At 56.8% G+C, this 12,212-nt stretch carries 6 protein-coding genes and 4 pseudogenes; 3 read left to right on the forward strand and 7 right to left on the reverse strand.

The genetic code is table 11. The annotated features are described in order from the left end of the window. Positions 1-300 precede the first annotated feature (300 nt). Positions 301-1,116 carry a replication initiation protein gene (locus FA743_RS19325; RefSeq protein ID WP_136887703.1) on the reverse strand — a complete coding sequence of 272 codons (816 nt, stop codon included), beginning with the start codon at positions 1,114-1,116 and terminating at the stop codon, positions 301-303. A gap of 582 nt (positions 1,117-1,698) precedes the next feature. Here FA743_RS19325 and FA743_RS19330 point away from each other — a divergent pair. Continuing rightward, a complete protein-coding gene (locus FA743_RS19330; RefSeq protein WP_169308952.1) occupies positions 1,699-2,637 on the forward strand; it encodes a CAP domain-containing protein in 939 nt (312 codons plus the stop codon). A gap of 206 nt (positions 2,638-2,843) precedes the next feature. On the opposite strand, the pseudogene FA743_RS19335 reads toward FA743_RS19330, so the two are convergent. The 4 genes and pseudogenes from FA743_RS19335 to FA743_RS19350 form a co-directional block, all read right to left on the reverse strand. Beyond that, positions 2,844-3,946, reverse strand: a pseudogene (locus FA743_RS19335) (IS3 family transposase). 86 nt (positions 3,947-4,032) lie between these two features. Next, positions 4,033-5,133, reverse strand: a pseudogene (locus FA743_RS19340) (IS3 family transposase). Positions 5,134-5,498: 365 nt separating this feature from the next. Continuing rightward, on the reverse strand, positions 5,499-7,343 hold the full coding sequence (locus tag FA743_RS19345) for a type IV secretory system conjugative DNA transfer family protein (protein ID WP_136887705.1): 1,845 nt from the start codon (positions 7,341-7,343) through the stop codon (positions 5,499-5,501). A gap of 2 nt (positions 7,344-7,345) precedes the next feature. Continuing rightward, on the reverse strand, positions 7,346-7,612 hold the full coding sequence (locus tag FA743_RS19350) for a hypothetical protein (protein ID WP_136887706.1): 267 nt from the start codon (positions 7,610-7,612) through the stop codon (positions 7,346-7,348). Between the two features lie 267 nt (positions 7,613-7,879). On the opposite strand from FA743_RS19350, the gene mobQ reads away from it, so the two are divergent. Then, positions 7,880-9,238, forward strand: a complete 1,359-nt coding sequence (mobQ, locus tag FA743_RS19355) for a MobQ family relaxase (RefSeq protein ID WP_136887707.1) — start codon at positions 7,880-7,882, stop codon at positions 9,236-9,238. A gap of 220 nt (positions 9,239-9,458) precedes the next feature. On the opposite strand, the gene FA743_RS19360 is transcribed toward mobQ, so the two are convergent. Next, entirely contained in the window at positions 9,459-9,815 is a 357-nt protein-coding gene (locus tag FA743_RS19360; protein WP_281281797.1) for an IS5 family transposase, read from the reverse strand. Between the two features lie 229 nt (positions 9,816-10,044). After that, positions 10,045-10,386 (reverse strand): annotated as a pseudogene (locus tag FA743_RS19365) (transposase); the annotation flags it as partial. Between the two features lie 1,083 nt (positions 10,387-11,469). Between FA743_RS19365 and FA743_RS19370 the strand changes: the two are divergent. Further along, positions 11,470-12,059, forward strand: a pseudogene (locus tag FA743_RS19370) (transposase family protein); the annotation flags it as partial. Between the last annotated feature and the right edge of the window lie 153 nt (positions 12,060-12,212).

The following is a 12,212-nucleotide window of genomic DNA, read 5'->3' on the forward strand; positions in this document are numbered from 1 at the left end:
GCATCGCGTTCATGAACCGCTTCAACGCACTCGGCACTGCCGAGATCGAGCGCTTGGGCTGAGCATCAACGGGGTAAGGGGAAGCCCTGCTTCAATGCCGAGTTCTGCAACAATGCCGACCTGATCCCGGAACACACGCGCGCCCACGCCAGCATTACCCCGCCACCGCCGCCCAAACGCCGCGGTCGGCCGCTGAAAAACGGAGGCGCCCATCAACTGAACGGCTGATCGCCGAACTCGAAGGGTGGGGAAATTTGCGCCAGCACTTCTGGGGAAATTCGATCCAGCATTTACAAGCGATCACTCCAACAAGCCGGGAATTGAAAAATGTTCGTTCTTTGGCAGAAGAGCAGAGGCCCCATGAAGCTCAGCATATGCCAGCTTTTGTGCCTCAGGGTTCTTAATAGCCCATGCAATCTTGATCGCGCCAACTTTGCGACCAATCTTCACTGGTTCGAACGCTGCATGGAATTCCGCTAACCGGTTCACTTCTTCAAAGGCTGGCCGGATCGCGAATTTTAGTAGGTTGGAATAGGTGCCCAACTTCCCGGCTTCGACACCTAGCATCGTGCGAAACTGGTCGATATCGAAAGTCTCAGAACGGACATACGAAAGCCGCGCGCGCTTGGCGACGATTTCATAAAGCGCCAAGGCATACTTGCTGGACACGGCATGAACCACGTCTAGCTGCAATTTGGCGAAGATCTGGCTGTCACGCAGCAGCTCGACCAAAACAGGGTCGAACTCATAGGTAAGATAGCCGCGGTCGTTCTTGCGATCCGCAATCGTGGTACGGCCGAGGAGGGGCACCAGCTCAACCCGGTCGGGCGAGCGAACAGTGACAATAGTCCGCATGAGGGACTTGATCGCTTGCGCCAGGCGTTCGTTGCCCGAGTGGGAAAATTTAAGGGCTGTGAGTGAAATGGTGAAGCGCTTGTGCGGGATCGCCATATCCGGGCCGTGAGCATTGTGAAGCAACAGGTTAAAAGCGCGGCGGGCATTCAGCGTTAGCTTTTCGGCACCGTCGACCTCTACCAGTTCCGCAGGTTTAAGCATCTCGCCGCCAAAAGGCCGCAAGGCGAGCGTTGAAACCGTAGTTTTCGGGTCGTTTTCCATGCCAAACCGTAGTTGCGCGTTCCACCTTAAACTACGGGTAAGTCTTACGGGTCAAACGAAAGCCGCAAACCCGTAGTTTTCGGGTCGCCCGCATAGGCCAAGGGGTCAAAACGCTAGCTTTGACGCATACCGACCCGTTTTCTACGGGCTTGCGACCCGTTTTCTACGGCTTCGAGTTAGTAACCGACCCATTTTCTACGGGAATTGCACCCAATATCTACGGGTAGACTTCTTTTTTTCTATTTTTGTTAATATGTTAGATCCTGACGAAGAAGAAGAAAGATGAAGAAAAGAAGGTCACTGGACTAGGGGACGTACTGTGTGTCCCCTAAAAGTAAACCACAACCACTGATTGCATAAACCATGCTCATTATGCCTATCGACAGCAGAGTATGGCAGTGAGAAGGCAGGGGAATACTTGCAGTCATTCAGCGGACCATTGCCGATAACAGACACTGCTATGGCAAAACCTAAGAAGCCATGCCAAACTCATTTACTATCGAGGTAGTGTGCCTGACCAGTAGGCCCCTGCATCATTGGAGTTCTGGTTGCGCCTCTCTCCAATTGAAGATGGAGTTAAAGATGGCAACTGAAATCGCTAACACTCTCGAGCTTCACGTCGTCGATCTAATCAACGTGGAACGGGAACAGGCCGGCCTGAATCCAGTTCACGTAGAAGTTCATCTTAATAGTGCAGCGCAAGATCATTCTGACTGGATGGCAGACCAGCAGGCGATTTCGCACACTGGCAAAAATGGTTCGGCTCCGACTAACAGAATCGAAGATGCTGACTTTCCACTTGCTGGTGGTTCATGGAACCTTACTGAGAATGTCGCGTACACGGGATTAAACGGCCAAGCGAACGAAACTGACGTTGATTGGCTCCATTCCGCACTGATGGAGAGCACATCGCATCAAGAAAATATCCTCGACCCCGACGTCGCATATGTCGGGGTTGGCCTTTCAGTGGGGTCAGTAGAAGGGCAGAACGGGACGCAGGACGCTCTGTTTCTGACTCAGAACTTTGCGAACACAACCCAGCCAGTCTCAGTTCAGGAAGTAGTAGAAGGGCAGACCGTCACAACTAGCTATGTAGATGGCGAGCCTGTTCCAGGAACATCAGAACTCGTACCCGATTCGGAAGAAATACCTGATCATGACGATGGAGGCCCTGACGAAGAAGATGACAATGAGCAAGCGCAGCAGGCATCCTCGGGTGGGTCATGTTTCGTCGCAACCGCCGCGTATGGTAATAGTCTTCATCCGGATGTAGTTACATTGCGGAGATTTCGAGATGACGTATTGGTTCGTTACCCGTCCGGTCGCGCCTTCATCCGATTTTACTGGAAAGTCGGTCCTGTAGTGGCAAAAATTGTCAAAACGACAGGCATCTCGGGCCGGATTGCCAGGCTGGCGCTAAAGCCGCTCGTCTTTTTCTCCAGAAAGATTCTCTACGTTTTAATAGCAGTGCCAAGACAGGACGTCGGCTTAAAGACGGCTTGGCGGGCAATGTCACATTAAGAACAGTAACGAGATGTCGTTGGTCCTAAAATCGATGTAAGTCCCAAATAACACAAAGCGGTTCTCTAACGCAAAAAATGCATTTGCAGTGTTACAAGAGGTTTTGGAGTGCCCCCAACGGGTGGTCCAGTTTGAATGTTATTGCATGGTCGGTCTGCGCTGCTCCCCAACCTTGGACCGCCGGATGCTGGAGTTTTCCGGCTCGGTCATGGCGACGGGCTGGCTTCGCCGCCGGGATAATGCAGGGCGATCGGGACGTTATATCCGATCGCACTATGAGGTCGGTCCTCGTTGTAGTGCCTACGCCAAGTCTCCAGTTTTTCCTGCGCGTCCGCAAGGCTCATGAACCAGTGCGCATTCAGGCATTCGGACCGGAGCTTGCTGTTGAACGCCTCGATAAAGCCATTGTCAGTAGGCTTTCCAGGGCGTGAGAAGTCCAGGGTAACGTCGTTGGCATAAGCCCATAGGTCGAGATCGCGAGAGATAAATTCGCTGCCATGGTCGACTCGGATCGTCCTGGGATAGCCGACCTCGGCACAGACCCGTTCCAGTGTCCGGACCACGTCCTCACCGCGGTAAGCGAAGCGCGGGTCGACTGCTGGACAGAAACGGGAATGCGTATCCACGATCGTTAGGATCCGCAGCTTATTGCCGAGGGCGAGTTGGTCATGAACAAAATCCATAGCCCAGACATCGTTCGGTCCGACTGCCTCCTGGCGATCATCGCGCAGCTTGGCCTTCACCCGACGTTTTGGATTTTTGTTCCTGAGCTGCAGACCCAACTCATTGTAAATCCTGCGCGTCTTCTTGATGTTCACCTGCCAGCCTTCCCGTCGCAGCAAGACATGGACACGCCGATATCCGTAGCGCACCCGTGTTTCGCAAATCTCCCGGATCCTCAGTTCCAATGCGGCCTGCCCGGTTCGGCGGGATTTGTAATGGTAGCTCGACGGGTCGAAGCGCAGGGCCTCACATGCCCGGCGGATCGATATGCCCCAGTTCACCAACATTCCGTCGACCAGTTCCCGTGTCCGGGCAGGCCTCAGAGCTTTCGGCGGATGATATCCTACAGCATTTCCCGATCCAAAGTCAGATCGGCCACGATCTTCTTCAATCGGCTGTTCTCGTCTTCCAGCGCCTTCAGCCGGCGCATCTCGTCAGGCAGCAAACCGCCATACCGCTTCTTCCAGTTGAAGTAGGTCGCCTGGCTGATCCCCGCCTTGCGGCAGACCTCGGCCACCGGCGTGCCTTCCTCGCCCTGCTTCAGGACAAACGCCTTCTGCGCCTCCGTGAACCTCGATGCCTTCATCGTTCTCAGCTCCTCTCCCAGCCAGGGAAGGTTAACCAAAAAGTCCAGTTTCAAACGGTCCAGTTTTCAGGAAGCAGAGCAGGTCTTTAGTCTATCGGGACGATGCTCTTGGGCGCTGGCGGCCGATATCCCAAAGCGCTGTGCGGCCTGACCGTGTTGTAGTGACGCCGCCAGCGTTCGATCAGGATCTGGGCCTCGCGCAAGGTAGTGAAAACCTCGCCATTAAGCAGCTCATCCCAAAAACGGGCGTTGAAGCTCTCGCAATATCCATTTTCCCACGGTGAACCTGGGGTGATGAATGCAGTTTTTGCGCCCATTACCCTGATCCAGGCGCGCACCTTCTTGGCAATAAACTCCGCGCCATTATCTGACCTGATATATTCCGGTAGACCGCGTGAGACATAAACAGATCCGTCAATGCGTCGACCACATCCGTTGAATTAAGCCTGCGCTTGACGCGGATCACCAGCGCCTCCTTCGTGAACTCGTCGATGATATTCAGCGTGCGGAAGATCCGCCCGTCGTGGGTTCGGTCTTGGACAAAGTCATAGGACCAGACATGGTTCGGGCGCTCCGGCCGCAGGAACCATCATTCAGCCAAAGTCGGCCCTTCTTCGGTTGCTTTTGCGGCACTTTCAGCCCTTCCTGCCGCCATATCCGTTCAACCCGCTTGTGATTTACATGCCAGCCGCTGTTGTTCAGCAGCCCGGTGATCATGCGATACCCATAGCGGCCAAACTCTTCGGCCAACGCGGTGATGTCCTCGGTCAGCCGGGCTTCGTCCGGCAGACCACAGGGCACCTTGCGCTGCGTCGAGCGATGCTGACCCAATGTGCGGCAAACCCTACGCTCAGATACGCTGAGGGATTGTCGCACATGGTCGATGCACCGCCTGCGGCGGGAAGGGCTCAGTAGTTTCCCCGTGCAGCCTCGGCCAAGATCATCTTGTCCAGCGTCAGATCTGACACGGCACGTCTGAGCCGGGTATTCTCAGCCTCCAGTTCCTTCAGGCGTTTGAGTTGATCACGGCTCATCCCGCCATACTCCTTGCGCCACCGATAATAGGTCTGGACCGTGACACCGATCTGCCGCACAGCATCCGAAACCAATCTGCCTTGCCCTTGCAGCACTTCGACTTGTCGCAGCTTCAGCACGATATCCTCGGGCTTTTCTCGCTTGCCAGCCATCTCGCCGTCCTCCTGAAAACGGGATAATTCTATCCCAATAGGTGGACCACTTCAGTGGCGGCACTCCAGTTTATCTTTATAACATCGATAGAAACGCGAATAAGTATTTTGTGGAGATTTTTATATTGTGTTTTTATTTTTAATTAGTCAATGGATAATTATATAGACCCTGATGATGATGCAAGCCAGATTCTCATAGTAGATCAGGTCAGATCATTTGACAGACGACATCGAAAGGCGCGCCATCTGCGCTTCAGTCAGCCAAAACAAATTACTCGTAAATCAGTTCTTCTTACTAAACCTGAATCAAGGAAAGGGTGTGAAATCAATGCGTCTGGAGCCTGGAGCGCTTAATTGGCTCGTGTTCAGTTCAACGGGTTCTGATCCCATTTGCCGTTGTAGCTTTTGGTCTTGAAATAGATGTTCTGTTTTGTCCTGAGGGGGCTGCGGTTTCCAACCATGAGGAGCAGCTCATCGGCCTTCATGCCGAGGATCTGCTCGGGGGTCATGAGCTTCTGGCGCTGCTCGGAGTAGGACAGATCCCGACCTTCATTGGCAGCCTTACCCTCGCGGATCTGCTGAGAATAGACGGTGTTTTCGCCCAAATGGCGGGCAGTCCATTCGGCGGTCTCGATGTCGTTGATGTTGAAGATCCGCCGGGTGATGCAGGACGAGAAGATGGATCCGGCATCCTCGCGGCCATAGGCTTTGGCGACTTGGCCGATGTCTTGGGTCACGAACAACGCCTCGACACCCTGGCCTGCGGCGACATTGGCGATGTTGAGGATCTGCTCCATGCGGCCCATGCGCACAAACTCATCGAGCACCGCCAGGACCGGGGCGCTGACCTTGCGCCGGCCATCCTGACGGACCACCGTGCCCAGCACCAGATTGACGAACAGCCGCATGAACACCGCCTGCTTGTCGACCTGATCGAGCGGCACGACGATGAATAGATCCAGCCTGTCGTCGAGCAGGTCGTTCATGCGGAAACTGGAGCGCTGGAGAAAGTGGCGCATGTTGTCCGATTGCATCCACTCGAAAGCTTTGGACACCGCGGTCTGGATCGAGCCGCGCTCGCGGTCGCCGGCGCGCAGAATGGTCGCCGCCGTCTGGGCCGGGCGGTGGCCGACCAGATCGGGGTTCTCCGCCCAGGCCTGGAGGGTGGCATCGAGATCCGCGCCGAGCAGCAGATCGGCCACGGCGATGAGATTGCGGCGCTGCGGATCCTCCTGGGTGACCACCACCTCGATGGCGGCCCCGACCAGCTGGCGGGCCATCTCCGCAAAATGGGCGCCGTCGCCGTGCTCGGGTTTGACCAGCCCGTCGGCGACCACGCTGATGTCGCGCGACAGCTCGGTGGGGCGGATGTAATTGAGCGGGTTAAACTGCTCGCAAGCTTCCTCCACGATCCCGAACGGGTTGAGCACCGCCACCTTGCGGCCGAGGGCTTCGCGGTGGCGGCGGGTCACAGCGAAGTTCTCGCCCTTGATGTCGAGGACCACCACCGGGCCCTGATGATCGATGATTGCCGGGATCACTGCGCTGATGCCCTTGCCGCCCCGGGTGCCGGAGACCACCAGATGGTGGCCACCGCGCCATCCCCCGGCATCGTCCTTGAGGTAGCGCAGTAGCCTGCCCTTGTGCAGGGCGAGGGGCAGGCCGGTCTTGTTGCGAGCCAGACGGGCGATGTCGCGGGGCGACATCCAGCCGGCCTGCCAGGGGCCGGTGCGAGATTTGCGGTTGCGGCCGATGCGGGGATTGACCACCGCCATGAGGGGCTTGAGCAGAGCGAGGGCTACGGCCCCGAGCCCAAGGCCGAGGGAGACGGTCATGGCCTGCTGATGGGCCGCGGAATAATACTCCAGCCGGCGGAGGCTCTGCCAGGCGGCGCGCAGGACCGACCACCCTTCGGACCGCCAGCTGGCAAAGGTGGCCTGCAGGTCGCTCAGAGCGCCTGAGAGGGGCAGGAAGGCGGTTGCGGCGGCTCCGGCCAAGCAGATCCAGGCCAAGGCCTTCAGAGGGGCTCTGTGGCGCTCTGCGGTGCTGCCCAGGGTGTCGAGGATGGTCGCAGCGGCAAAGAGCGGGAAGACCCAAAGGGTCATCGGATAGATGGCCAGCAGGCGGGGGCCGACAATGGCGGCCGCTGTGGCGGCGATAATGGCCGTGGCGATAATGGCCCAATGGCGGGCTTCGAGAACAAAGTTCATGATCAATCCTTCGCGTCGTCGGGAAACAAGATCTGCCAGAGCCCACGGTCCTGATCGCGGGGGGTGAGGTGGCGGGGCAGGTCGCTGCGGACCCAGGCCTGCAGAGCCGGGTCGTGGGTCATCTGTTCGACAACCATGCGACCGAGGATCCAGGTGAGGCGGTCGTGGTCCTTGCGGGTCTGCAGCTCGGTGCGGGCGGACAGGGCCTGGAGCCGGGCGTCGAGCTGAGCCTTCCGGGTGATCGGATCGGCGGGCCGGGCGGTGGACATCTCACCGGGCGGGTCCGTGGGTAGGCGGGGTTTGGGCATTGGCAACCTGTAGGTTTAATTCGGCAACCTTAGCGTGTGTTAAAAGGGTTGAGTAGATCTAAATGCGCGCTTATACATTGTCTTCGACAACGTGCGCGTCCTCATGGGGGCAAGCCCCCGCGCCGGACGGCTCCCCCAAGGCGGCGTTGCCGCCTGACGAGGGCCTTGCCCTCGAACTCCCGACCAGCGCAACAGGCGCTGGACCCTGTCTGCAGTGAGGCGTTTCCCGTGGCGATCTACCATCTGAGTGCAAAGGTGATCAGCCGGGCCGGGGGGCGGTCCTCGGTGGCGGCGGCCGCCTACCGCTCCGGCGGACGGCTGCACGACGCCCGTCAGGATCTGGCGCATGACTACAGCCGCAAGGGCGGCGTGGTACATGCCGAGATCCTGGCGCCTTCGAGCGCCCCAGAGTGGATGCGGGACCGCGACCAGCTGTGGAACGCGGTGGAAGCGGTGGAGAAGCGCAAGGACGCGCAGCTGGCCCGGGAGATTGAGGTGGCGCTGCCGCGTGAGCTGGACCGCGGCGCCCGTCTGGAGCTCTTGCGCGGGTTCGTGCAGCAGGCCTTCGTAGATCGCGGGATGATCGCCGATATCGCGGTTCACGAGGGCAAGGCCCGGGACGGCCAGGGTCAGCCGCATGCCCATATCATGCTCACCCTGCGGGAGCTGACCGGGGAGGGCTTTGGCAAGAAGGCCCGGGACTGGAATGCGCCGGATCTGCTGCTGGGCTGGCGGGAGGCCTGGGCGCGCGACGCCAATGCGGCGCTGGAGCGGGCAGGGCGGTCGGAGCGGATCGACCACCGCTCGCTGCCGGTGCAGCGCGACGAGGCCCAGCAGCAGGCCAACCGGGCGCGGAGCGCCGGGCGAGACGACCAGGCCGAGGATCGGGAGCGGGCGGTGGTGGCGCTGGACCGCGAGCCGCAGCCCAAGATCGGCCCGGCCGCGCATGCCATGGAAAAGCGCGGCATGCCGACCGAGCGCGGGGATGCGTTCCGCGCCGCGCAGGCGCGCAATACGGAGCGCGCCGAGCTGGGCGGGCGGCAGCTGGAGTTGCGGCTGGAGCTGATGGCGCGGGGGCGGGCCTTCGTGTCCGCAGCCCGCGCGCAGCTCGATCAGCTCTGGCAGCGCGCCGAGAGCGCCATGACACGGATCAGGGAGAGGATCATGGGTGAGGCCGAGAGACCGCAGGCGCGGGACGGGCGTGGCGAGACCGAGGTGCGTGGTCGGCGCGACGAGATTGAGACGCGCGACGGGCGCGACGTGACCAAGGGGCGCGACGGGCTGGACGATGCCGCGCGCCGGGCGGCGGTGTTGGGGCGGCATAGTGCGCCCCGGGAGCAAGCTGAGCATGATGTCCGCCGTGAGCGGGTGGCGCCGGATGATCCGGATCGCAATCGGCGCAATGCCATCCTCGGGCGCCATCGCGAGACCGGGCAAGAACGTCATGCGGCAGCGGTAGAGCGCAACACTGCCCGTGGCGGTGAGGGCCCTGATCAGGGGCAGCAGAATGACATTCTTGGGCGCGGGCGTGATAGCGCGCCGGAGCGCGGGCAAGGTCGCGATCGCGATCGCGGCAGAGAACGTTGAAACGGAGAGGAACCACAAAATGTCCAAAGATCGTTACCAAATTCGCGCCGCTCATCTGGCGGGAACTTTGTGAGCCCCTCGTAAAAAAAGTAAAAAAACGACACATCGGATGCAAAAGCGATTGAGTAATGCGAAGAAATCACCCTCGAGTACGTCAGTAAGACAGGGGTGCGAGCCACTGCGAAGCATGCTCTACACTAGGTTCCAGAATCATTGAGTTTCACAGCCAGAACAAGACAGTCGCAGCCAGTGCGATGGCGGAGAGGTATGTCTCCGGACACCTGTCGTAACGTGTGGCCACCCGTCTCCAGTCCTTCAGGCGACCGAACATGATCTCGATGCGGTTACGCCTTTTGTAGCGGCGCGTATCGTATTTCACAGGCTTTTTGCGGGACTTCCGGCCAGGGATGCAGGCCTGTATCCCCTTGTCATCCGATGCTTCTCGCAGCCAGTCAGCGTCATATCCCCGATCCGCCAGTAGCCATTCGGCCTTCGGCAGGTTACCCAGCAGAGCCGCAGCGCCGGTGTAGTCGCTTCTGTGGTTGCCGCCCGTAGTGCAAGAAGCTTTTGACCCTATTAGCGTGTGATCGAGTGCGAACTTCTGTGAGACTTCATGATGCGGCGTTTCCAGAAGCCGCGGGCCGGGATGGTGATCAGCAGATTGGGTCCAAATCTGACTTTCGAGCTCAATGCTCGTAGCGACTAACTGGTTTTCCCAATCCAGATCTGTTCGATCATTTTGCCCATTCAGGTCGTCGTCTTCTCACACTCCCCTCGGCACCGGCCCTAGCGGTTCGACATGAGCATCATGCCAAGACCGCCATTGCCGGATCTCTGTAATCTTTATTCTTTGTCAGCATCGCCCAGATCTGGCGGGCCATCTTATTGGCGAGCGCGATCGCGACCAGCATCTTGGGTTTGCGCATCAACATGCGTGATAGCCAGCTACCCTCTACAATGGTGCGCTGTCCAAGCCAGTTCAGTCGCGACATTGCGCCGATGATCAACAGGCGTCGGATATCGGCCTGACCAGCCTTGGTCATGCGACCAAGGCGCTCCTTGCTTCCGGAAGAATGTTGCCGAGGTACAAGGCCCAACCAAGCCGCAAAGTTGCGCCCGGTTTTGAAGTCCACCATGTCGGGACCGAACACCTAACTCCGACCGTATCTGGAAATTGCATAAGCATAGGCCGAGTTAAATACACAGATTTTTAGCCAATCGTAGCCTATATTTTATTGAAAATAAAATTCTCTTTTTGCATAATTTAAATTAAATAAGTATAGTTAATTTTTTCGTAATTGACTTATAGTTTCTTCGTGTCCATATCATGTATACCGCTGAAGCTGAAACGCCATAGTGATCAGCAAGCTTAGTGGCAGAAACCTTATTTTTGCATTTGTAAATTTCAAGAACATCGCTGTTCGAAAGTTTAGAATTATGATGGGCTTCTCCAATTTTTTCTATCCGCTTATTTCCAGATCGCATCGAATTACTCGGCTCAATCCACTTAATGTGGTTTGGGTTTACGCATCCCCCCTCTTTATTTCCGCATGTATGCAACGCCTGCGATTTCACTGTCGGGGGCTTCCCGTGTATTATTTCGCATATCATTCTATGAGCATACTTTGATTTTCTTAGCACCGAAATTACGGCATACTTACTTTTGTTAATTTCAAATGGCCAAATTAAGCACTCATTTTTATTCCATTTGAGAACTACATCTTCGAGATATGATCTCGACGCCGATTTAAACGCATTTTTTGGGAGACTTCCTTTTATTGACCGACGCCATTGCTCATAATGCTTTAAGCACATGCCTCTAGCTTTATACGTCCTTGAGCACCCTTCTGCGGCGCAAAGATTGCCTTTAAGTCTCTGCACGTTTAAACACCCGAATCTTAAGGCAGCTTACATTTTTTTATTTAATAAAATATATAAGAAAATCACTGCGATAATAAATGCGCAAATCAATGATATTGTGAAAATTATCGCATTTTTATTTAAATAAATTTCATATTTTAAGTCTTTAATTAGTTCTTCGTCCTCGTTTCCTTTTGAGAAAAAGTCTTTATTAACCAAATCGTCCCGCATGCATAGTTCCCTATTATTTTAAAAATGCTAAAAGGTGCATTATGAGGCTTAATTATATACACATTACCTACTATTTTGTCTAGGTGTTTGATCCCAGGTTTTGATGGTGCGATCCTTTCTCAGGAATGGAGGGAAGCACTATGGGCCAAGTTCGTCACGGGAGCGCCACGACCACGCACGCCGTCAGAACTGCATACAACGATCGCAAGCTTCGCTCGCAACGCTGAGCCGGGAGCTTGGGATCAACCCAAAGACGGTAGCAAAGTGGCGCAAGCGCCAGACTGTCGAGGATCTCAAGACCGGGCCGAAGGAGCCGCGATCAACGGTCTTGGGTGAGGCTGAGGAGGCGATGATCGTCGCCTTTAGGCGGCACACATTGCTGCCGCTGGACGACTGCCTTTACGCGCTGCAACCGACGATCCCTCATCTGACGCGCTCTGCATTGCATCGGTGCCTGCAGCGCCATGGTATCTCCCGGCTTCCTGATGTGGAGGGCGACAAGCCGAAGCGGCAGCGCTTCAAACGATATCCCATCGGCTACTTCCATATCGACATCGCAGAGGTGCAGACCTCTGAAGGCAAGCTCTATCTGTTCGTCGGCATCGACCGGACAAGCAAGTTTGCCTTCACCCAGCTCGTCGAAAAGGCGGGGAAAATGGCCGCCGCTCAGTTCTTGCGCGACCTGATCGCTGCCGTTCCTTACCGACTGCACACTGTGCTGACTGACAACGTCCTAGCTCGGGAACAAATCGCCGTTTAGGGCATCAGATCACGGGGCATCCGAGCGACCGGATGCCCTGAAGATGTTTGCCCAAGCGGGCTCCGCCGTCAAGAAGTGGTCTCTTCCATAGCAAATACAGGGTCGGTCTGGTTGCCGCCCTCA

It is taken from the genome of Paracoccus gahaiensis (genome assembly GCF_005048225.1).
GTDB lineage: Bacteria > Pseudomonadota > Alphaproteobacteria > Rhodobacterales > Rhodobacteraceae > Paracoccus > Paracoccus gahaiensis.